The sequence below is a fragment of the Streptomyces sp. NBC_01591 genome (assembly GCF_035918155.1).
Taxonomy (GTDB): Bacteria; Actinomycetota; Actinomycetes; order Streptomycetales; family Streptomycetaceae; genus Streptomyces.
Genome location: NZ_CP109327.1, coordinates 3,566,922 through 3,589,265 on the forward strand (window position 1 = coordinate 3,566,922; position 22,344 = coordinate 3,589,265).

The window sequence follows — 22,344 nt, forward strand, 5'->3', positions numbered from 1 at the left end:
GGTCAGGGCCGGTCACCGCGTCCTGGCGACGATGGAGGTCCGGGAGCCGCTCCGTAGTCCGTGTCGCCGTATCGGGTGCCGGCGGGTCTCCCTGCCGACACCCATCAATCTGCCGGACTCGTGTTAAGCCGGTGCTGCGTGAACGTGTCGCGCTCGTACCGTTTTCGCGAAGCCCGGGCCCGCGGGTGCGTACGCCGCACCCGCGGGCCCGGCCTCCCGCACCGCTACGCCTTGCCGGCCGTCGCGTCCTTGGCGAGGAACGCCAGCAGGTCCTGCCGGCTGACCACGCCCTTCGGCTTGCCCTCCACCAGCACGATCGCCGCGTCCGCCGTGTTCGTGCCGCCGAGCACCGCCATCAGGTCCTCGACCGGTTCGCCGGAGCCGACCTGCGGCAGCGGCGGCGACATGTGCTTCTCCAGCGGGTCGGAGAGCAAGGCGCGCTGGGCGAACAGCGCGTTCAGCAGCTCCCGCTCCACCACGGAACCGATGACCTCGGCGGCCATCACGTCCGGGTGGCCGGCGCCCGGCTTCACGATCGGCATCTGCGAGACGCCGTACTCGCGCAGGACATCGATCGCCTCGCCGACGGTCTCCTCCGGGTGCATGTGGACGAGCGTCGGGATCGGGCCGTCCTTGTAGTCGAGTACGTCGGCGACGCGCGCGGACGGGCCGGTGTCCTCCAGGAAGCCGTAGTCGGCCATCCACTCGTCGTTGAAAATCTTGCTCAGGTAGCCGCGGCCGCTGTCGGGCAGCAGGACGACGACCACGTCGTCCGGGCCCAGGCGCGCCGCGACCTCCAGGGCGGCGACCACCGCCATGCCGCAGGAGCCGCCGACCAGCAGGCCCTCCTCCTTGGCGAGGCGGCGGGTCATCTGGAAGGAGTCCTTGTCGGACACGGCGACGATCTCGTCCGTGACCGTGCGGTCGTAGGCGCTCGGCCAGAAGTCCTCGCCGACACCCTCGACGAGGTAGGGCCGCCCGGAGCCGCCGGAGTAGACCGAGCCCTCCGGGTCCGCGCCGACGATCCTGACCGAACCGCCGCTGGCCTCCTTCAGATAGCGGCCGGTGCCGCTGATCGTGCCGCCGGTGCCGACGCCCGCGACGAAGTGGGTGATCTTCCCGTCCGTCTGCTCCCACAGCTCGGGACCGGTGGTCTCGTAGTGGGAACGCGGGTTGTTGGGGTTGGAGTACTGGTCCGGCTTCCAGGCCCCCGGTGTCTCACGGACCAGACGGTCGGAGACGTTGTAGTACGAGTCGGGGTGCTCGGGGTCGACGGCCGTCGGGCAGACGACGACCTCGGCACCGTAGGCGCGCAGCACATTGATCTTGTCCGTGGACACCTTGTCCGGGCAGACGAAGATGCACTTGTACCCCTTCTGCTGGGCGACGATCGCCAGGCCGACGCCGGTGTTGCCACTGGTCGGCTCGACGATGGTGCCGCCGGGCTGCAGCTCGCCGCTCTGTTCGGCGGCCTCGATCATGCGCAGGGCGATGCGGTCCTTGACCGAACCGCCGGGGTTGAAGTACTCGACCTTGGCCAGGACCGTCGCCTGGATGCCGGCCGTCACACTGCGCAGCCTCACCAGCGGGGTATTGCCTACGAGACTGATCATCGAATCGTGGATTTGCACCGTGTACTCCGGGGTCTCCGAGATGGTGCGGCAAGGGTATGCGTACGGGCACGAGATTGGGCGAAGCGATTGAGCGACGGTCACTGCGGGGCAGTTAGCTGTATGTACGGCGGTACGGCAACGAGGAGGTGGACCGGACTGTGTCAAGGGCAAGGGTGGCACGGCGGATCGCGGCGGGCGCGGCCTACGGCGGCGGCAGCATCGGGTTGCTCGGTGCGGCGGCGGTAGGCGTACTGCTGGCGGAGGTCCAGCTGGCGAAACGGCAGGTGGGCGGCGGGATCGCACCGGTTCCGCCGAGCGCGGACGGGCGGTACGGGGTGGCGTTCACCGGCCCCGCGGAACCGTTGCAGCTGGGGTTGCTGGGCGACTCGACGGCGGCCGGGCAGGGGGTACACCGGGCCGGGCAGACCCCGGGGGCGCTGCTCGCCTCGGGGCTGGCGGCGGTCTCCGAGCGGCCGGTGGATCTGCGGAATGTGGCACAGCCGGGCGCCCGGTCGGACGATCTGGAGCGGCAGGTCTCACTGCTGCTCGCCGACACCTCCCGTACGCCCGACGTCTGCGTGATCATGATCGGTGCGAACGATGTGACGCACCGGATGCCGGCCACCCAGTCGGTGCGCTCCCTCACCACCGCCGTGCGCAGGCTGCGCACGGCGGGTGCGGAGGTCGTGGTCGGCACCTGCCCGGATCTGGGCACGATCGAGCCGGTCTATCAGCCGCTGCGCTGGCTGGCCCGGCGGGTGAGCCGGCAGCTGGCCGCGGCCCAGACGATCGGTTCGGTGGAGCAGGGCGGGCGCACGGTGTCGCTGGGCGATCTGCTCGGGCCGGAGTTCGAGGCGAATCCGCGGGAGCTGTTCGGGCCGGACAACTACCACCCGTCGGCGGAGGGGTACGCCACGGCGGCGATGGCGGTGCTGCCCACGCTCTGTGCGGTGCTGGGCCTGTGGCCGGAGTCCGACCGTCTGGACGGTGCGCGGCGCGAGGACATGCTGCCGGTGGCCAAGGCGGCCTCCCAGGCGGCCAGGGAGGCCGGTACGGAGGTCACGGGGGCGCGGGCGCCCTGGGCACTCCTCAAGCACCGCAGGCGGCGGCGTCTGCCCGCGGCCACGGAGCCCCATCCGCACCTGGAGCCGCACGAGGAAACAGGAGAGACTGGGGAGACGAGGGAGACGGGAGAGACAGGGGAGTCGCACGGGGAGCCGCGCAATCTCCCGGCCAATTGATCGACCGGCCTCCCGCCCGGTCGATCGACTGAGCGGTCGCTTAGAAAAGAGGTCCGCGTCACACGCGCTCCCCGGTGACCCGGCGTCTACGTACAGGTAACTTCCAACTCAGCACCTGCCAGAACCCGCCTTCCAGCCCTCATGGAGCCGCGTGATGCCCGAAGCCGTGATCGTCTCTGCAGCCCGTTCCCCCATCGGCCGGGCCTTCAAGGGCTCGCTGAAGGATCTGCGCGCGGACGACCTGACCGCCACGATCATCCAGACCGCGCTGGCCAAGGTTCCCGAGCTGGACCCGAAGGACATCGACGACCTGATGCTCGGCTGCGGCCTCCCCGGCGGCGAGCAGGGCAACAACCTGGGCCGCATCATCGCCGTACAGATGGGGATGGACCACCTTCCCGGCTGCACCGTCACCCGCTACTGCTCGTCCTCCCTCCAGACCAGCCGCATGGCGCTGCACGCCATCAAGGCCGGCGAGGGCGACGTCTTCATCTCGGCCGGTGTCGAGATGGTGTCCCGCTTCTCGAAGGGCAACTCCGACAGCCTGCCGGACACGCACAACCCGCTGTTCGCCGACGCCGAGGCCCGCACCGCGGCCCGCGCCGAGCGGGGCGGCGACGACTGGCACGACCCGCGCGAGGACGGCGTGGTCCCGGACGCGTACATCGCGATGGGGCAGACCGCGGAGAACCTGGCCCGGCTCAAGGGCGTCACCCGCCAGGACATGGACGAGTTCGGCGTCCGCTCGCAGAACCTCGCCGAGGAAGCCATCAAGAACGGCTTCTGGGAGCGCGAGATCACCCCGGTCACCACCCCGGACGGCACGGTCGTCTCGAAGGACGACGGTCCGCGCGCGGGCGTCACCCTGGAGGGCGTGCAGGGCCTGAAGCCGGTCTTCCGCCCCGACGGCCTGGTCACCGCGGGCAACTGCTGCCCGCTCAACGACGGCGCCGCCGCACTCGTGATCATGTCCGACACCAAGGCCCGCGAGCTGGGCCTGACCCCGCTGGCCCGGATCGTCTCGACCGGCGTTTCCGGCCTCTCCCCCGAGATCATGGGATACGGGCCGGTGGAGGCCAGCAAGCAGGCGCTGAAGCGGGCCGGGCTGACCATCGACGACATCGACCTGGCCGAGATCAACGAGGCGTTCGCCGCCCAGGTGATCCCCTCCTACCGCGACCTCGGCCTGCCGCTGGAGAAGGTCAACGTCAACGGCGGCGCGATCGCCGTCGGCCACCCCTTCGGCATGACGGGCGCCCGGATCACCGGCACGCTGATCAACAGCCTGCAGTTCCACGACAAGCAGTTCGGTCTGGAGACCATGTGCGTGGGCGGCGGCCAGGGCATGGCGATGGTCATCGAGCGACTGAGCTGAGCCGGGCCGAGCCGAGCCGGGCCGCGAACGGGACGGACCTGACATAGCCGTCAGCGGGCCCGCGCCCCCTACGGTGGCCGGTTCCGAGCCCCGACCGTGACCGAATCTCCCCCAGGATGTGACCTATCTCCTGGGGGAGAGCCATTCCCGCAGGTCACACCCACCCCAGGGTTAAACCCTGGGCCCAAAGACCTGTCCAATTCGTGACGTAATGCACTGACACAGGGCGCAGGTAGGGGACAAGCTGATGTAGGAAGTCGGGGGATCGATTGAAACCGGGAGTATGTCAGTGAGCGCCATGTCTCTTGCCCTGTTGCTGACCACCGCCGCCGCCACGGCCGTGGGCGCTGCTGCTCTGCACGCTGCTCACGGGCTGCGCAAGCAGGTCACAGCCCTTCGTACCGAGCTGGCCGAGGCCCGTGTGCACGGCGTCGCCGTGCCCGCGCAGAGCCGCAGCACCGTCACCCCCGTCGCCGAGATACGCGCGGCCGTCGCCGAGGCACTCGCCGAGGAGCGCGAGCGCGAGCTCGCCGAGGCCCGTGCCTTCTGGGCCACCCAGGAAGCGCGCGATGCCGCCGACGCCCCGTCCCTGCTGGGCGGCCTGACAGGTATGGGCGAGGACGCGCCCTTCTTCATGCCCCGCCAGGCCGACTTCGCGGGCCTCGACGCGATGGACCTCGACGCCGCCGAAGCCCTCGACGAGCTGACGGAACTGACCGAGCTGCCCGGCCCGGCGGAGTTCGCCGAGGACTCCCCCGAGCTGGCCGCCGCCCGCCGCCGGCACCCCTCGCACCCCGACTTCGTACCGGTGCAGACCCCGGTCGTCACCGACCACGAGCGCACCGTGAACCGCCTCGAAGAGCTCGCCGAAAGCCGTACGGAACTCGCCGATGTACGCCCCGGCCCGCTCGGCACGCTCGACGTCTACGTATTCGCCGACGGCACCACGCTCTGTATGACCCCCGGCCACCGCGAGACGGCCGAGCGTCTGGCCGGTTCGCTGCTCGCCGGTGAGCACCCGGTGCTGCTGGGCGGCTCCGGCGTCTCCGGCGCGTACGCCCTGACCTTCTCCTGCGGCGAGGAGAACGTCTACATCCTCGCCGACCGCGTCATCGCCTCGTTCTGACACCGCGGTATCCGGGCACAGCGGCCCTCGCCGGCCGCCGCCCGCCGGGGCGATCCCCCGGACTGCCCCGCCGCTACGCGAACGCGCGCGCAGCGGCCTCGTTCACGAATCGCACGGCCTCGTCCAGTTCAGCCGACGGGGCCGTTTCCAGTGCTACCGCCAGATCGCGCCCCGCCACGGCGAGTTGGTCGCCGATCGAGAAGATCCCGGCGTCCGGCATGGTGTGCGGCTCCCGGTCCGGCGCCTCGATCCGCTGGGCGCGCAACGCCAGTTCCCGGGCCGCGGCAAGTCCTTCGGCAGCGGCTCCGCGCTGCAGCAGGCTCTGCGGGGCGGCGCGCAGCCGGTCGGCGAATCGGTCCACGGCGGTGATCAGCGGGGTCGTATCGAGCACTCAACGACCCTACGCGCCCCGGCAGGACGGTTGCCAACGGGTCGATGCTCGGGCACCGTGTCGGCAAGGACCGGCAACGCGCAATGCGTCGGAGGCGCCGATGTCCCAAGTCTTCTCCGAAGAGACCCATCGCAATCTGCTCGCCCGGATCCCCCGCTGCACCGGTCGTGAAATCGCCGACCGGCTCCGCACCGTGGAGGAAGGCCCCGCTCTCCGCTTCGAGGAGAAGGTCAGCTGGCTGCGGAGCGAGCACGACCTCGCCTACGGACACGCGAAGGCGCTCATCCACGAGTACGACCTCAGAAGAGCCGCCCGCAAGCTGCTCTGGACCGGCGTGACAAACGGGAACGGCCCGCAGGCACAGCTTGAGTTCTAGTGGTTGTCGCAACACCCCAGTTCAGGGGATGCGATGGGCTTCAAGATCCGGGACCGATCCGTTGTTCAGGGGCGCCGTGCCTTGTCCGAGGAACGGCGCCTCTACCTTCAGCTCATGCAGCAGGGTGTGAGCAACAAAGAGGCGTGCCGGATCGTCGGCATCAACGAGAAAACCGGGCGGCGCTGGCGTAACGGCCGTGCACCGTCCGGCGGGCACGTCGGGGCGTCACCGATCACCGCGGTGGCGCCCCCGCCCGGTCCCTCGCGGTATCTGCGTGAGACCGACCGCATTCACATCGCCGACCGGCTGCGGGAGAGGGCCACGGTCCGTGCGATAGCTGCCGAGCTGGGCCGCAGCCCGTCCACGGTCAGCCGGGAGATCCGCCGCAACCGTCACCCGGTCAACGGCCAGTACCGGCCGCATGCGGCCCAGGTCCGCGCCGATGCCCGCCGGCCCCGCCCGAAGCCCGGGAAGATCGGCCAGAACCCGCAGCTGCGGGACTTCATCCAGGACCACCTGGACATACGGTGGAGCCCGGAGCAGATCTGCCAGGCTCTGCGGGCACAGTTCCCCCAGCGGCCGGAGATGCACGTGGTCCACGAGACGGTCTACCAGGCCCTCTACGTCCAAGGCCGCGGTGAACTGCGCCGCGAACTGGCCCGCGCCCTGCGGACGGGCCGCGCCCGGCGCAGGCCGCGCCGTCAGGCCCAGCAGCGCCAGCCCAGGTTCGCCACCCCGATGATCATGATCAGCGAACGCCCCGCCGAAGCCGAAGACCGTGCCGTCCCCGGCCACTGGGAGGGCGACCTGATCATTGGCAAGGACGGGAAGTCGGCCATCGGCACCCTGGTCGAGCGCGCCACCCGCTACGTCATGCTCCTGCACCTGCCCGGCGACCACGGCGCCGAGCCCGTCCGGGACGCGCTGGTCACCACGGTCCAGACGCTGCCGTCACACCTCCGACGGTCCCTGACCTGGGACCAGGGCTCGGAGATGGGTGCCCACGGCTCCTTCACCGTCGCCACCAACGTCCCGGTCTACTTCTGCGACCCGGCCAGTCCCTGGCAGCGCGGCTCCAACGAAAACACCAACGGTCTGCTCCGGCAATACTTCCCCAAAGGCACTGACCTCTCGGTCCACACCCGCGAACACCTCGATGCCGTCGCTGCCGAGCTGAACGGCCGCCCACGCAAAACGCTCGGCTGGGAAACCCCAGCCGAGCGCCTGCATAAACTACTCGCGGCCTGACCAAACCAACCACGTGTTGCGACGATCCCTAGAAACCGCCCAGTGCCTGCGGGCCGTTCCCGTCGTGCGGGTGCGTGCGATCAGTCGTCGCCGCTGAGGATGGAGAGCAGACGCAGCATCTCCAGGTAGATCCACACCAGGGTCATGGTGAGGCCGAAGGCCGCCAGCCAGGACTCCTCGCGGGGGGCGCCGTAGGCGATGCCGTCCTCGACCTGCTTGAAGTCCAGGGCCAGGAAGCACGCACCGAGGACGATGCCGATGACACCGAAGAGGATGCCGAGGCCACCGCTGCGGAAGCCCAGGCCGTCACCGCCGCCGAAGACGGCGAACAGCAGGTTGACCACCATCAGGAGCATGAAGCCCATGGCGGCGGCCATCACGAAGCCGTAGAAGCGTCGCGTGACACGGATCCAGCGCATCTTGTACGCGAGCAGCACACCGGCGAAGACACACATGGTGCCCATCACCGCCTGCATCACGACGCCGGGTCCGATGTACGTGCTGACCGCGCTGGAGATCACTCCGAGGAAGACACCCTCGAAGGCCGCGTACGAGACGATCAGCGCCGGCACCGGCTTGCGCTTGAAGGACTGGACGAGCGACAGGACGAACGCCACCAGGGCGGCGCCGATCGCGATGCCGTACGACTTGCCGAGGTTCGCCTCGTCGACCGGCAGCAGCGCCCAGGCGAGCACGGCGCCGAGCACCACGGTGCCCAGTGTGATCGCCGTCCGCGTGACGACGTCGTCGATCGTCATCGCGCCGGTGCGCGTCGGTGCCTGCGGGGCGCCGTACTGGGCGTCCGGCTGGGCGTAGGGGTTGGTGGCGTACGGGTTCGCGGCGGTGCCCTGCGCGTACGGGTTGGCGCCCGCTGCGGGGGCCCCGGCCTGCGGCGCCGCGTTGAAGCCCGCGTATCCGTTGTCGCGGCTGAAGCCCCGTCGCGAGAAGACCGGGTTGCTGCTCCTCATCTCACTCCTCCATGGCCACCCTGCGTGGCCTTCCCACAAGAGTAATGGGTAGGCAAAAGAATCAGACTAGTGCTTGGGGAGGATCTTTGCGGAAGTCTGTCCGCGGCGGGACCCGCCCGTCAGCCACCTGGCCGTGCGGAAATCCGGCTCGGCCCATACCGTCCGGGCCCGCGGTCCAGTAGCGTGCCGACCGACCGGTATGACATCGTCGCATCCGGACGGTGAGAGCGACCGCCGGAGTGATGGGGCATAGGCCGCGAGTGGCCCGCACCCCGGAAATGGTCGCGTTCCGGGGCGCTCCGCCGGATTGGCCGCCCAGTGAGAAGTGGTGCCTGGAACCGGACTCGAACCGGTACGCCCCCGAGGGGCAGCGAGGTTTAAGCTCGCCGTGTCTGCATTCCACCATCCAGGCCTGGCGCGCGGCTCCGCGTTGGCACATGACCCTATCCGGGGACTTCCCCCGAACAGCGGATCAGTGGCGCGATGTTGTCTTATTTTATTGATCGTTTGAGGGGTCGTCAGCACTCGCGAAAGGGCATCGCCACATGCCTGGGCGGGGTAGCGGGCACGGCGACCAGCAATCCGGATTGACGTAAAGTCGCCGCACCCGGACGGCGCATTCACCAGGCGCGCGCCGACGTCCGCCGCGGCTGCGCCGCAGGTGCGCCGCCGGGCCCCGGCGCAGGGGTCGCGATGTACCGGCCGGGCAGTGGTCCCCCGGAACGGCACCTCAGGGTCGGTGTCATACCGCAGGAGGACGTGGGGCCTTCGCGGTGCGACTCAAGGCTGCCCCCGGAACGGGCTCGCGGACTGACGACCGGCGGCGGAACGGCGGTGACGATTGAGGGGTTCCGAACAAAACCCCGGACGAGCCCTCGGCCGGAGCCCCGAAACAGGAGATTCCCGTGACCACTTCCACCGCACCCCGCGTCACCACGGTGGCCGCCCGCGCCACGGATCTGTCGAAGGTCTACGGAGAGGGCGAGACCAGGGTGACGGCTCTGGACCGGGTCACCGTGGACTTTCCCCGGGGCGAGTTCACCGCGATCATGGGCCCCTCCGGCTCCGGCAAGTCCACGCTGATGCACTGCGTGGCCGGCCTCGACAGCTTCAGCAGCGGTTCGGTACGGATCGGCGACACGGAACTGGGCTCCCTCAAGGACAAGCAGCTCACCCAGCTCCGCCGGGACAAGATCGGCTTCATCTTCCAGGCGTTCAACCTGCTGCCGACGCTGACGGCGTACGAGAACATCACGCTCCCCATGGACATCGCGGGCCGCAAGCCCGACGCCGAGTGGGTGCGCCAGGTCATCGACATGGTGGGCCTCTCCGACCGGCTGACCCACCGGCCGACCGAGCTCTCCGGCGGCCAGCAGCAGCGCGTCGCGGTGGCCCGCGCCCTGGCCTCGCAGCCGGAGATCATCTTCGGTGACGAGCCGACCGGGAACCTGGACTCCCGCTCCGGCGCCGAGGTCCTCGGCTTCCTGCGCAACTCGGTGCGCGAGCTCGGGCAGACCGTGGTGATGGTGACCCACGACCCGGCGGCCGCCTCCTACGCGGACCGGGTCATCTTCCTCGCGGACGGCCGGATCGTCGACCAGATGCTGCACCCCACCGCGGACGGGGTCCTCGACCGGATGAAGGCGTTCGACGCCAAGGGCCGCACCAGCTGAAGCCCGCCCTTCCCCGCGCCCTTTCCCGGAACCCCTCCCCATCCCAGGACTGACAGACATGTTCCGTACCGCCCTGCGCAATGTGCTCGCGCACAAGGCCAGGCTGCTGATGACCGTCCTCGCCGTGATGCTCGGCGTGGCCTTCGTCTCCGGCACGCTGGTCTTCACCGACACCCTCGGCAACGCGCTCCGCAACCAGTCGGCGAAGAGCTACAACGACGTCGCCGTCGCCGTCACCACCTACGCCGACCAGCGCGACGAGAAGACGCCCGGCATCACCGCCGCCACCCTGAAGAAGATCCAGGGCCTGGACGGCGTCGACACCGCCACCGGCCGGGTCTCCGGCTTCGCCGGGGTCGCCGACCCCGACGGCAAGCTGATCGGCAACGGCTGGTCGAACACCGGCGGGAACTACTCCCCCGGCAAGAACGGCAAGGACTCCGCGTACACCTTCGTCGAAGGTACGGGCCCGGTCGCGGCCGACCGGATCGCGCTCGACAAGGAGACCGCGAAGAGGGGCGAGTACCAGGTCGGTGACAAGGTCCGGGTCGCCACGAACGGGCCGGTGAAGGAGTACACCCTCTCCGGTGTCTTCACCACCGAGGACGGCGCGGTCAACGCGGGCGGCAGCCTGGTCCTCTTCGACACCGAGGTCGCCCAGAAGCTCTACCTCAGGCCCGGCATGTTCAGGGACGCCAACGTGTCCGCCACGCCCGGCACCTCCGCCGAGCAACTGCTGGCCGGAGTGAAGCCGCTGCTGCCCAAGGACGCCGAGGCCAAGACCGGCCAGGCGCTCGCGGACGAGCAGGCCAAGCAGATCGAGTCCGGTCTGAGCGGTCTCAACGGGATGCTGCTCGCCTTCGCCGGTATCGCCCTGTTCGTCGGTGTCTTCCTGATCGCCAACACCTTCACCATGCTGGTGGCCCAGCGCACCAGGGAGCTGGCACTGATGCGCGCCGTCGGCGCCTCCCGCCGCCAGGTCAAGCGCTCGGTGCTCATCGAAGCGGCCGTCGTCGGCGTGATCGCCTCGGTCGTCGGCTTCGCCCTCGGTCTCGGCCTCGCCATCGGACTGCGCTCCGCGATGGGCCTGTTCGGCGGGAAGATCCCGGCCGGGCCTCTGATCGTCTCGCCCACCGCGGTCCTCGCGGCGTTCGCCGTCGGTGTCCTGATCACCGTGCTGGCCGCCTGGCTGCCCGCCCGCCGGGCCGCCAAGATCCCGCCGGTCGCGGCGATGAGCAGCGTGCACGCGACGGCCACCGTCAAATCCCTGGTGCTGCGGAACTCGATCGGCGCGGTGCTCACCCTGCTGGGCGGGGCGGCGATCGTGGCGGGCGCTTCCAAGAGCGGATCGTCCGGCCGGACGATCATCGCGGTGGGTGCCTTCCTCACCCTGATCGGCGTCATCGTGCTGATCCCGCTGCTGTCGCGGCCGGTGATCGCACTGGTCCGCCCGCTGCTGAAGCGACTGTTCGGGGTCTCCGGCAAGCTGGCCGCGCAGAACGCGGTCCGCAACCCGCGCCGTACCGGCGCCACCGCCTCCGCGCTGGCGATCGGTCTCACCCTGGTCACCGGTATCTCGGTCCTCGGCGTCACCCTCGGCCAGGCGGTCGACCGGATGACCACGGACAACATCAAGGCCGACTACATGGTGACGATGGCGAGCGGCGGTTCGCTCGACGAGTCGGCGCTCACCGCCCTGGAGAAGGCCGACGGCGTCTCGGCGGTCTCGCCGCAGCAGGCCATCTCGCTGGAGGTCAAGGGCGAGTACCACTCCGCGTCCGGCGTAACCCCCGGCGATGTGCAGCAGCTCTTCGCGCTGCCGATCGTCTCCGGCTCGATCGACGCGCTGGGCAAGGGCGAGATCGCCGTCGACGAGAAGACGGCGAAGTCCAACGGCTGGAAGACCGGCGACACCCTGCGGGTGAAGTTCGACGACGAGAAGAACGGTGAACTGAAGGTCGGGGCGGTCTTCAAGGGGAACGAGATGCTTTCCCCGGTCCTGGTCCCGAAGAACGTCGCCGATGCGCACGGCGGCACGTCGAACATCCGCGAGATCTGGCTGAAGATGGACGGCGGCGCGTCCGAGGCCAACGAGCAGGCCCTGGTGAAGGCTCTGGGCGACAACCCGGCGATGAGCATCATGGACCGTCAGGACATCCGTGACATGTTCGGCGGCTCGGTCAACCTCGCGATGAACATCATGTACGGGCTGCTGGCGATGGCCCTGATCATCGCGGTGCTCGGGGTCATCAACACCCTGGCGATGTCGGTCTTCGAGCGCCAGCAGGAGATCGGCATGCTGCGGGCGATCGGCCTGGACCGGCGCAGGGTGAAGCGCATGATCCGGCTGGAGGCCGTGGTCATCTCGCTCTTCGGCGCGGTGGTCGGTGTCGCGCTCGGCATGTTCCTCGGCTGGGCGATCGGGCAGACCCTGTCGTCGGAGATCCCGGACTACGCGCTGGTCATCCCGTGGGACCGGATCGCGGTCTTCCTGGTGCTGGCAGGGGTCGTGGGTGTGCTGGCCGCGCTCTGGCCGGCCCGCAGCGCCGCGAAGCTGAACATGCTGACGGCGATCAAGACCGAGTAGGAGCGGGCGGGGCCCGGGGTCCCGCCCGATACGCCCGAGGGCCGGTACGCGCAGCGAAGGAGCTGCGTGTACCGGCCCTCGGCCCGTTTCCGGTGTCAGCCGGTCGCGGACGCCTTCCAGTCGCGGGCCCGCAGCGGCGTGCGGGAGGCCCCGCCCTCCTCGGGACGCACCACAAGGATCTGGTTGACGCCGATCTTGTTGTGCTCGAAGGAGAGGGCGGAGGCGGCCATGTAGAGGCGCCAGACCCTGGCCCGTCCGGGCGAGGTCATCCGGACCGCACGGTCCCAGTGCTCCTCCAGGTTGGCGACCCAGCGGCGCAGGGTCAGCGCGTAGTGCTCCCGGAGCGACTCGACGTCGCGGGCCTCGAAGCCGGCCTCTTCGAGGGTGGCCACGGTCCGGCCCACCGGGGCCAGTTCACCGTCCGGGAAGACATAGGCGTCGATGAAGTCGTCCACGTGGTACGCGGACTCGTCCTTCTCGGGGCGGCGGGCGATCTGGTGGTTGAGCAGCCGGCCGCCGGGCTTGAGGAGTGCGTGGAGGTCGTCGGCGTACTCGCGGAAGCGGACCGAGCCGACGTGTTCCGCCATTCCGATGGACGAGATGGCGTCGTACGGGCCGTCCCTGACGTCCCGGTAGTCCTGGACCCGGATCTCGATCCGGTCGGTCAGTCCCGCCTCCGCGACGCGCTTCCTGGCGAAGGCGGCCTGTTCGACGGAGAGGGTCACGCCGGTGACCCTGGCGCCGTACTCGCGGGCGGCGTGGATGGCCATGGAGCCCCAGCCGCAGCCGACGTCGAGGAGGCGGTCGCCCTCCTTCAGCGCGAGCTTGCGGCAGACCAGGTCGAGCTTGTCGCGCTGGGCGTCCTCCAGGCTTCCGCCGTCCTCCCAGTAGGCGCAGGAGTAGACCATGGACGGGCCGAGGACCAGTTCGTAGAAGTCATTGCCCACGTCGTAGTGGTGGCTGATGGCCTCCTTGTCGCGACGCTTGGTGTGGAGGGGGCCGGTGCGGCGGCGCACCTCCTCGGGCGGCGGGGGCGGCGGGGGCCAGGGGCCGGCCAGTTGCAGCAGCCCCTTGGCGAAGGCCCGTACCTTGGGGTCGCGGACCGGGTGGACGCCGTCCTTGGCGTCGGCTCCGCGTTCCCAGATCAGCGAGGCCATCAGGTCCAGGGCCTCGTAGAGATCGCCTTCGATGTCGAGTTCGCCCGCCACCCAGGCGCGGGCCAGGCCCAGTTCGCCCGGCTTCCAGAGCAGCCGGCGCAGCGCGCGGCGGTTCCGGATCACAAGTACGGGGGCACCGGGCGGTCCGGATTCGCTGCCGTCCCAGGCCCGGATACGGACCGGCAGCTTTTCTCCCAGCAACTCCTCGGCGAGAGCGGTCAGCCGCAACGCGGCGTCTGCCATGGCGCACACCTCCGTGATGATGTTCCCAATGTGCCCAAACATGGTCGAACATGCCTGTAACCACGCCGGGCACCCGTGCGCCGCGACGAGGTACGTACCCGTCAACAGTCTGCGGAGCGCGCGCCATCCCGCTACAGCGCAATGGAAGGGCAAAATAGCTGTACGCCACATGCATCCGCCGCTGCAGCGCCCCGTGGCGCCCTGTACCGGACCTCGTCACGCGGGGCCGGATACGCCGAAGGGGCCGCCCGCACCACGGATGGCGGACGGCCCCTTCGGGCGTTGTGCACGTACTGCGCGGGCGAGTGGGCCCGCGGTCGGACTAGGAGGCCTTGGCCTTCTCGCCCTCGGCCTTGGCGGCGGCCGGGGCCGGGGCCGGCTTGGCGGCCTCGTAGAACTCCTCGCGCGGCGTCTCCATGGCGCCGAGCGAGACGACCTCGCGCTTGAGGAACATCGCGAGGGTCCAGTCGGCGAAGATCCGGATCTTGCGGTTCCAGGTCGGCATCGCCATGCCGTGGTAGCCACGGTGCATGTACCAGGCGAGGCGTCCCTTGAGCTTGATCTTCATCTTGCCCATGACGATCATCGCGACGCCCTTGTGCAGCCCCAGACCGGCGACGGCACCCTTGTTGGCGTGGCTGTAGTCCTTCTGCGGGAAGCCGCGCATCCCGGAGATGACGTTGTCGCCGAGGACCTTGGCCTGCCGCAGCGCGTGCTGGGCGTTGGGCGGGCACCATGCGTTCGGGTTGCCGGCCTTGCGGCCGACCATGTCCGGAACCTGGGCGTTGTCGCCCGCGGCCCAGATGTAGTCGGTGCCCTGCACCTGGAGCTTCTCGGAGGTGTCCACGTGACCGCGCGGACCGAGCGGCAGGCCGAAGCGGGCCAGCGCCGGGTTCGGCTTCACGCCGGCCGTCCACACGATGGTGTTGGAGTCGACCTCGAGGCCGTTCTTCAGGACGACATGACCGTCGACGCAGGAGTCCATGGAGGTCGAGAGGAAGACCTCGACACCACGGGACTCCAGGTGCTCCCGACCCCAGGTGCCCAGCTTCGGGCCGACCTCGGGAAGGATCTTGTCGGCGGCGTCGACGAGGATGAAGCGCATGTCCTCGCGCTTCACGTTCGTGTAGTACTTCGCCGCGTCGCGGGCCATGTCCTCGACCTCGCCGATGGTCTCCGCACCGGCGAAGCCGCCGCCCACGAAGACGAACGTCAACGCCCTGCGGCGGACGTCCTCGTCGGTCGTCGAGTCGGCCTTGTCCAGCTGCTCGAGAACGTGGTTGCGCAGCCCGATGGCCTCCTCGATCCCCTTCATGCCAATGCCCTGCTCGGCAAGGCCGGGAATCGGGAAGGTGCGGGAGACCGCGCCCATCGCGATGACCAGGTAGTCGAAGGGCAGCTCGTAGGCCTCGCCGACGAGCGGCGCGACCGTGGCGACCTTGCGGTCCTGATCGATAGTCGTGACGCGGCCGGTGAGTACCTCGGCCTTCGGCAGTACACGTCGCAGCGGGACGACGACATGCCGAGGCGAGATGCTGCCGGCAGCAGCTTCGGGGAGGAAGGGCTGGTACGTCATGTACGAGCGCGGGTCGACGACCGTGACGGTCGCCTCGCCGTAGCGCATCTTCTTGAGAATGCGTCGAGCTGCGTACAGGCCTACGTACCCACCGCCTACTACGAGGATCCTGGGACGCTCCGTGGTGCTCATGGCATCGAGTATCCACCCCCCTCGGGGGGCATGCTCGTGAGCCCCTTCACAAGCTATGGGCAACCTTCTGCTACACTTCGCCGCCCACGTGACCGAGGTCATGGCGCCGCAGGGGAACCACGGTGCGACCGCGAACGTTGTTCACCGCTTGTGAGCTGGCCCTTGGCCCTCCGGACGAAGTGAACCACCGCTCCGATTCACATACCGGCAACACGTCCGGAACACTCCCGCACGATCGCACAACGGCCCCGCGAGCGGCTCCGGATGCCCATACGGAGCAGAACTGCCCTCCACAGGGCCGAATTCCTTGTGAAGAAGTTCACGAACTTCGTCGCGACGTGTCCCGCGAACCACCGTCCGGGTGGCTCACGAGGGCTCAAAGGTGCAGGCCAAGGTACGCGTGAGCGCCGGGTTCTAGGCGATCGACCAGCCGATTCCGTCGAGGATGTCGTGCTCGCTGACCACGACCTCCCGGGCCCCGGTCCGCTCCATCACGGCGAGCAGGATCAGCGCCCCGGACGTGATCACATCGACCCGTCCCGGATGCATCGCGCCGATCGCGGCCCGCTCGGCGTGGGTGGAGCCGAGGAGCCGTCCGGTGATCTCCCGGACCTGCTCCAGGGAGATCCGGGAGTGGTGGATGGCCTCGGAGTCGTACGCGTCGAGCCCCAGAGCGATCGCCGCGATCGTGGTGACCGTCCCGGCGAGGCCGACGAGGGTGGCGGCCCCGGTGAGCGGGACGCTCTTCTCGGCGAGGTCGAGTGCGGCGTCGATATCGGCCCGGATCGCGCCGATCTGAGCGTCGGTCGGCGGGTCGCTCACGACACCGTCGCGTACCAGGTGCCGCTCGGTCATCCGTACGCAGCCGATGTCGACGGAGCGCGCGGCCCGCACATGGTCGTCGCCGACGACGAACTCGGTGGAGCCGCCGCCGATGTCCACGACGAGATACGGCTTCGCCAGGTGATCGCGGCCCGCGAGCTCCTTGGTGGCGCCGGTGAAGGAGAACTCCGCCTCCTGGTCGCCGCTGATCACCTCGGGCTCGACGCCCAGGATCTCCAGCACCCCGCGGACGAACTCGTCCCGGTTCTCCGCGTCGCGGGAGGCGGAGGTGGCGACGAAGCGGATCCGCTGCGCCCCGTGCTCCTTGATCACCGCCGCGTACTGCCGGCAGGCGGCGAACGTCCGCTCCAGGGCCTCGGGGGCGAGCCGGCCGGTACGGTCGACGCCCTGGCCGAGGCGGACGATCTCCATCCGCCGGTCGAGCTCGACGAGCTCACCGGTGGACGGGTCCGCATCGGCGACGAGCAGGCGGATGGAGTTGGTACCGCAGTCGATGGCGGCCACGCGACTCATGAAGCACTCCCAGCTAAAGCCCCTCCGACGAACGAGGAGCAATCCAGGCCCCTCCGGCGGACGAGGAGCAAACCAAGCTCCTCCGGCGGACGAGGAGCAATTCCAGCCCCTCCGGCGATTGAGGAGCGGGGTCGGGGGCAGAGCCCCAAACCAAGCCCCTCCGGCGATTGAGGAGCGGGGGTCCGGGGGCAGAGCCCCCGGGAGGGCGACCGGTCAGCCCTCGTCCGGCGCGCCGCACGGCGAAACGCACGGCCCCTTGCGCCACCACTCCGGCAGCATCGCAATCGCCTCGTCGCCCAGCGGATTCACCCCTGGCCCCGCGGCCAGCGAGTGCCCCACCAGGACGTGCAGGCACTTCACCCGGTCCGGCATGCCCCCCGCGCTCGGGAAGCCCTCCAGCACCTCGATGGCATCGCGCCGCGCGATGTAGTCCTCGTGAGCGGCCCGGTACGCGGCGGCCAGCTCGGGGTCCGTACCGAGGCGCTCGGTCATCTCCTTCATGACCCCGTTCGCCTCCAGCGTGCCGATCGCGGACGCGGCACGCGGGCACGTCAGGTAGTACGTCGTCGGGAACGGCGTACCGTCCTCCAGCCGGGGCTGCGTCTCGACCACGTCCGGGTTGCCGCACGGGCAGCGGTGCGCGATCGCGCGCAGACCGCGCGGCGGGCGGCCCAGCTGCTGCTGGAACGCGGCGATGTCCGCCTCGGTGGGCGCGGTGGACTCGGTCTGGGGAGGGGGCGTTTCCATGCCTGCCTAGGTTCTGATCGGGCTGCTCGAACTGCGGTTCTGCAGATGGATGAAGAGAGTCAGTCGCGGTCGGCGCTGTCGACGCCGTCCCAGAGGTTGGAGTGCCACGGCCGGCCGGACTCGTCCGTCCTGCCCTCGCGCTCCTTGACCGCGTCGGGGTCGATCACCGTGTAACCGGTCTCCCCGGGAAGAAGGTAGTGCAGGTGTGTACGGGCCAGCTGCCTGATGTACGCGTCGTCCTGGAGGCGCGCCTTCTCGTCGCGCAGCTCCTCGGTACGGGCCTTGGCCTCCTGCGCCAGCCGCTCCTGGTCGGCGATCTCGTCCTGCTGCGAGACGTACTGCCGCATCGGGTACGCGAGCGCGACCACCAGGGAGCAGACGACGAGCGCCAGGAAGGCCGCCCGGCCGGTGAGCCGTGAGCGGCGGGCCTGACGGCGGTTCTGGGACCGGTAGACACGGGCGGCGGTCTGCTCGCCGAGCAGCCGCAGCCGGGTCGCGGTGGAGAACCGGTCCCGGTCCTTCGCGGCCATGTCTCCGCCTCCCCACTACACACGTCCGTCCCCGCACACGGTACGGGACCGAGTGCGGGGACGGACGGACGCCATGACCTACGGCCCCTGACGGGCCGAAAGGGGTCAGCCCTTGCTGTGCCTACTCAGTTCGCAGAGCGAAACCGCGGGAACGCCGAGCGGCCCGCGTACACCGCGGCGTCGTCGAGGATCTCCTCGATGCGCAGCAGCTGGTTGTACTTGGCGACGCGGTCCGAGCGGGCCGGGGCGCCGGTCTTGATCTGGCCGCAGTTCACGGCGACCGCGAGGTCGGCGATGGTGACGTCCTCGGTCTCGCCGGACCGGTGCGACATCATGCACTTGAAGCCGTTGCGCTGGGCGAGCTCGACGGCGTCCAGGGTCTCGGTCAGCGAGCCGATCTGGTTGACCTTGACGAGCAGGGCGTTGGCGGAGCCCTCCTCGATGCCGCGGGCCAGGCGCTCCGGGTTGGTGACGAAGAGGTCGTCGCCGACGATCTGCACCTTGGCGCCGAGCTTGTCGGTGATGACCTTCCAGCCGGCCCAGTCGTCCTCGTACAGCGGGTCCTCGATGGAGACCAGCGGGTACGCGGAGACGAGCTCCTCGTAGTACTCGGTCATCTCGGCGGCCGAGCGGGACTTGCCCTCGAACTCGTACTTGCCGTCCTTGTAGAACTCGGACGCGGCGACGTCGAGCGCGAGCGCGATGTCCTTGCCCGGGGCGTAGCCGGCTTCCTTGATGGCCTCGACAATGAGGTCGAGGGCGGCGCGGTTCGACTCCAGGTTCGGCGCGAAGCCGCCCTCGTCGCCGAGACCGGTCGAAAGACCCTTGGTCTTCAGGACCTTCTTCAGCGTGTGGTAGACCTCGGCGCCCCAGCGCAGGGCCTCGGAGAAGGACTCCGCACCGATCGGCGCGATCATGAACTCCTGGATGTCCACGTTGGAGTCCGCGTGCGAACCGCCGTTGAGGATGTTCATCATCGGAACGGGCAGCAGGTGCGCGTTCGGGCCGCCGAGGTAGCGGAACAGCGGCAGGTCCGAGGCCTCGGAGGCGGCGTGGGCGACGGCCAGCGAGACGCCGAGGATGGCGTTGGCGCCGAGCGAGCCCTTGTTCTCGGTGGCGTCCAGGTCGAACATCGCCTGGTCGATCAGCCGCTGCTCGGTGGCGTCGTAGCCGACGAGCTCCGGGCCGATCTGCTCGATCACGGCGAGGACGGCCTTCTCGACGCCCTTGCCCTGGTAGCGGTTGGGGTCACCGTCGCGAAGCTCGATGGCCTCGAACGCGCCGGTGGAGGCGCCGGACGGAACGGCAGCACGGCCCGTGCTGCCGTCGTCGAGGCCGACCTCTACCTCGACCGTGGGGTTACCTCGGGAGTCGAGGATTTCCCGGGCTACGACGACGTCGATGGACGGCACGAGGCATCTCCTTCTGGGATATGACGCTGGTTGTGCAGGGTCACTTTGGCCTTGCGACAAGAGCCTAACCGGCCCGGCCCGCTCAGCCCGACGACCGCCCGTCCCCTGGGACGAAAAAGGACCCAAGGGCGCACATTGCCGGGCAAACAGCCAGAAATTTACTGGCCGGTAACTACAACAGTTGAACGATCCGGCGCTCCCCCGAGCGGAAACGGCAGAACCCCGGCCCGGCGCGTACGGGGGAATGCGCGCCGGGCCGGGGCACTCGGGGAGGAGAGAGCCGCGACTACTTCGTCAGGTGCAGCTGCTGACCCGGGTAGATCAGGTCGGCGTCCTTGACGATGTCCTTGTTCAGCTCGAACAGCTGCTGCCAGCCGCCCTCGACCTTGTGGTCGGCCGCGATCTCGCTCAGCGAGTCGCCGGAGACGACCTTGTACTCACCATCGCCCTTCTTGACCTTCTCGCCGGTCGGGGTGGTGACGGTCTTCTTCGACTCGGCCTGCGGGGTGGCGGAGCGCTCCGAGCGGGAGGCGGCGGGGGCCTCGGTGCGCTCGCTCTGCTTCGGCTGGGCCTGCTGGGTCGGCTGCGACTGCTGCTTCGGGGCAGCCGGGGCACTCTGCTGCTCGGTGGCGCCGGAGCTCGCGGTGGAGTTCGAGGAGGAGCCGGCGTCGACGCCCGGGTCGACACCGTCGTTGGTCAGGCCACCGGCACCGGCGCAGGCCCAGGCACCCGGGCCCTGCATGTCGAGGAGCTTCTCGGCGGTGGCGATCTGCTGGGCCTTGGTGGCCAGGTCGGCACGGGCGGCGTACTGCGTACCGCCGGCGGCGGCCCAGCTGGACTGCGAGAACTGCAGACCGCCGTAGTAGCCGTTGCCGGTGTTGATGGACCAGTTGCCACCGGACTCGCACTGGGCGACGGCGTCCCAGGTGGCGACGGAGGCGGCGGAGGCGCTGGTCGCACCCATCAGGGGCACGGCGACAGCGGCACCGGCGACACCGGCGAGCGTGGCGATACGGACGGCCTTGGACGGGCGGCGGTGCTTGCCCTTGCTGGAAAGCAGCATGGAACTTCTCCTCACCGACGCCTGCGAGGTGAGCTGTCGGGTTCGGGCCAAGTGAGTTGCCCGGTCGCACGTCCTAGCACGCGACTTCACCCCAAGCCGGTCCTGATGCGTCTTTCGACGATCGGGCCCGGCGCTTACCTGGGTCCCCCGCTCCTGCCTACGGCGCTTTACGCGTCTGTTCCCTTCGACCGACGGCAGGATTCGGCGTGACGGTCGACGGGGCCCGCGGTGCGAGCGGTTCCGACCGTAAACATACGCAACCCCCACATTCAAAGATGGACACATCGGACAATCAACCCGTACTTGCATCTGAAGAACTGTCGTTTCCGCAGGTGGGACGTGATGCGGAAGGGCTCCCCAGGCGCGACACGCCAGTTGACGCAAAGAGACCCATGTCTCACTTACGCATAAGCGGACATAGGTCCCTGAACTGGCCCAGTTTTTGGGGCGTTTTTAGTCGATTATCAGACCACCCTCACTTGACCTTCACATCGAGATCGAGGCTCTGGCCAGGGAGGACGAGGTCCGGGTCGGAGCCGACGGCACCCTTGTTGGCCTCGTAGAGCGCGGGCCAGCCACCGGGAACCTTCTGTGCATCAGCAATCGACCAGAGGTTGTCGCCGGGCCGGACGGTGTACGCGCCGTCAGCCACCGGCTCGGCCGTGTCGCGGGCGCCGTTGCCCCCGCGGGAGGCGTGACGGCCCGACTCACGGTTGCCGCCGCCCGTGTCGCGATTCCCCTCGGCGGCCGGCGTGCCACGATGCTTGCCGCCCACATCACCGGACGAGTCGGGCGAATCGGACGCGTCACGGGGTGCGTCGGAGGGCGCCTCCGAGGGCGCACCGGAGGACGGGGTGGTCGAGGCCGAGGACTTCGGGGACGGCGAGGCCTTCCCTGACGGCTTGTCGGCCCCGTCCGGGCCGTCCGCACCGTCCACGGCGCCCGTACCGTCCGAGGCGCTCTCGGACGGTACGGCGTCGCTCGACGGGTCCGTCGACGCGTCGTCAGCCGGCTTCGCGCTCCCGGTCGGGTCGTCGGCGGGGACGGAACCCGGGTCGACCCCCGGCAGCGTCCCGTCCACCGCGAGGCCGGAGATGACCGCGCAGCTGGGCCAGGCCTGCGGGCCCCGGTCGTCCAGGACCTTCTCGGCCACCGCTATCTGCTGCGCCCGGCTGGCGAGGTCGGCGCGCTCCGCGTACGCCTCACCGCCGTACGCCTTCCAGGTCTCCTGCGAGAACTGCAGACCGCCGTAGTAGCCGTTGCCGAGGTCGGCGCTCCACATGCCGCCGCTCTCGCACTCGGCCACCCGGTCCCAGGTCGTGGCGTCGGCCGCGTGCGCACCGGAGGCGCCGAGCAGCGGGATGGCGATGGCCGATCCGGTCACGCCCGCGGCGACGACGATGGCGGGTGCCTGACGGGGGCGACGGTGTCTGCCGTTCGCGGAGCCCATGGGGTTGCCTTCCGTGTGACTGACGTGCGACTGGTGAGTCGAACGGTGAACCTAGCGGGACTCGAACGCGTGTCACAAGT

Annotated in this window: 18 protein-coding genes, 1 tRNA gene and 1 riboswitch; of the genes, 7 read left to right on the plus strand and 12 right to left on the minus strand. The window is 69.6% G+C overall.

The window, feature by feature from the left end; all coding sequences use genetic code 11:
• Positions 1-224 precede the first annotated feature (224 nt).
• Positions 225-1,631 (minus strand): cystathionine beta-synthase, encoded by a 1,407-nt coding sequence (locus OG978_RS16540; protein WP_326765963.1) that lies wholly within the window; start codon positions 1,629-1,631, stop codon positions 225-227.
• Positions 1,632-1,786: 155 nt separating this feature from the next.
• On the opposite strand from OG978_RS16540, the gene OG978_RS16545 reads away from it, so the two are divergent.
• The 3 genes from OG978_RS16545 (at position 1,787) to OG978_RS16555 (ending at position 5,355) form a co-directional block, all read left to right on the plus strand.
• On the plus strand, positions 1,787-2,854 hold the full coding sequence (locus tag OG978_RS16545) for an SGNH/GDSL hydrolase family protein (protein ID WP_326770051.1): 1,068 nt from the start codon (positions 1,787-1,789) through the stop codon (positions 2,852-2,854).
• Between the two features lie 154 nt (positions 2,855-3,008).
• The gene (locus OG978_RS16550; protein WP_326765964.1) at positions 3,009-4,229 is read left to right on the plus strand and encodes an acetyl-CoA C-acetyltransferase; all 1,221 of its coding nucleotides are present in this window, start codon (positions 3,009-3,011) and stop codon (positions 4,227-4,229) included.
• A gap of 313 nt (positions 4,230-4,542) precedes the next feature.
• Positions 4,543-5,355 (plus strand): hypothetical protein, encoded by an 813-nt coding sequence (locus OG978_RS16555; protein ID WP_326770052.1) that lies wholly within the window; start codon positions 4,543-4,545, stop codon positions 5,353-5,355.
• Positions 5,356-5,428: 73 nt separating this feature from the next.
• On the opposite strand, the gene OG978_RS16560 is transcribed toward OG978_RS16555, so the two are convergent.
• The gene (locus OG978_RS16560) at positions 5,429-5,746 is read right to left on the minus strand and encodes a hypothetical protein (protein WP_326765965.1); all 318 of its coding nucleotides are present in this window, start codon (positions 5,744-5,746) and stop codon (positions 5,429-5,431) included.
• 100 nt (positions 5,747-5,846) lie between these two features.
• Here OG978_RS16560 and OG978_RS16565 point away from each other — a divergent pair, with 100 nt between their 5' ends.
• Both OG978_RS16565 and OG978_RS16570 read left to right on the plus strand, forming a co-directional pair.
• Positions 5,847-6,122 carry a DUF4287 domain-containing protein gene (locus OG978_RS16565; RefSeq protein WP_326765966.1) on the plus strand — a complete coding sequence of 92 codons (276 nt, stop codon included), beginning with the start codon at positions 5,847-5,849 and terminating at the stop codon, positions 6,120-6,122.
• A gap of 33 nt (positions 6,123-6,155) precedes the next feature.
• Entirely contained in the window at positions 6,156-7,370 is a 1,215-nt protein-coding gene (locus tag OG978_RS16570; RefSeq protein ID WP_326765967.1) for an IS30 family transposase, read from the plus strand.
• 80 nt (positions 7,371-7,450) lie between these two features.
• On the opposite strand, the gene OG978_RS16575 is transcribed toward OG978_RS16570, so the two are convergent.
• Positions 7,451-8,338: a Bax inhibitor-1/YccA family protein gene (locus tag OG978_RS16575; RefSeq protein ID WP_326765968.1), complete on the minus strand. Its 888-nt coding sequence runs from the start codon at positions 8,336-8,338 to the stop codon at positions 7,451-7,453.
• 326 nt (positions 8,339-8,664) lie between these two features.
• Positions 8,665-8,750, minus strand: a tRNA-Leu gene (locus tag OG978_RS16580).
• Positions 8,751-9,243: 493 nt separating this feature from the next.
• On the opposite strand from OG978_RS16580, the gene OG978_RS16585 reads away from it, so the two are divergent.
• Together OG978_RS16585 and OG978_RS16590 are read left to right on the plus strand one after the other, a co-directional pair.
• Positions 9,244-10,011 (plus strand): ABC transporter ATP-binding protein, encoded by a 768-nt coding sequence (locus tag OG978_RS16585; RefSeq protein ID WP_326765969.1) that lies wholly within the window; start codon positions 9,244-9,246, stop codon positions 10,009-10,011.
• 58 nt (positions 10,012-10,069) lie between these two features.
• Entirely contained in the window at positions 10,070-12,598 is a 2,529-nt protein-coding gene (locus tag OG978_RS16590) for an ABC transporter permease (protein ID WP_326765970.1), read from the plus strand.
• Between the two features lie 95 nt (positions 12,599-12,693).
• Here OG978_RS16590 and OG978_RS16595 read toward each other — a convergent pair whose 3' ends face one another.
• The 8 genes from OG978_RS16595 to OG978_RS16630 form a co-directional block, all read right to left on the minus strand.
• Positions 12,694-13,998: a cyclopropane-fatty-acyl-phospholipid synthase family protein gene (locus OG978_RS16595; RefSeq protein ID WP_326765971.1), complete on the minus strand. Its 1,305-nt coding sequence runs from the start codon at positions 13,996-13,998 to the stop codon at positions 12,694-12,696.
• 322 nt (positions 13,999-14,320) lie between these two features.
• Entirely contained in the window at positions 14,321-15,706 is a 1,386-nt protein-coding gene (locus tag OG978_RS16600) for an NAD(P)/FAD-dependent oxidoreductase (protein ID WP_124722938.1), read from the minus strand.
• 414 nt (positions 15,707-16,120) lie between these two features.
• A complete protein-coding gene (locus OG978_RS16605; protein WP_326765972.1) occupies positions 16,121-17,062 on the minus strand; it encodes a Ppx/GppA phosphatase family protein in 942 nt (313 codons plus the stop codon).
• Positions 17,063-17,275: 213 nt separating this feature from the next.
• Entirely contained in the window at positions 17,276-17,809 is a 534-nt protein-coding gene (locus OG978_RS16610) for a DUF501 domain-containing protein (protein ID WP_124722936.1), read from the minus strand.
• A gap of 59 nt (positions 17,810-17,868) precedes the next feature.
• Positions 17,869-18,339 carry an FtsB family cell division protein gene (locus tag OG978_RS16615; RefSeq protein ID WP_072488301.1) on the minus strand — a complete coding sequence of 157 codons (471 nt, stop codon included), beginning with the start codon at positions 18,337-18,339 and terminating at the stop codon, positions 17,869-17,871.
• Between the two features lie 125 nt (positions 18,340-18,464).
• On the minus strand, positions 18,465-19,751 hold the full coding sequence (gene eno, locus OG978_RS16620) for a phosphopyruvate hydratase (protein ID WP_326765973.1): 1,287 nt from the start codon (positions 19,749-19,751) through the stop codon (positions 18,465-18,467).
• 286 nt (positions 19,752-20,037) lie between these two features.
• A complete protein-coding gene (locus tag OG978_RS16625) occupies positions 20,038-20,814 on the minus strand; it encodes a transglycosylase family protein (RefSeq protein WP_326765974.1) in 777 nt (258 codons plus the stop codon).
• A gap of 3 nt (positions 20,815-20,817) precedes the next feature.
• Positions 20,818-20,989: riboswitch (cyclic di-AMP (ydaO/yuaA leader) on the minus strand.
• A 300-nt stretch (positions 20,990-21,289) separates the two neighbouring features.
• Entirely contained in the window at positions 21,290-22,264 is a 975-nt protein-coding gene (locus OG978_RS16630) for a transglycosylase family protein (protein WP_326765975.1), read from the minus strand.
• Positions 22,265-22,344 lie beyond the last annotated feature (80 nt).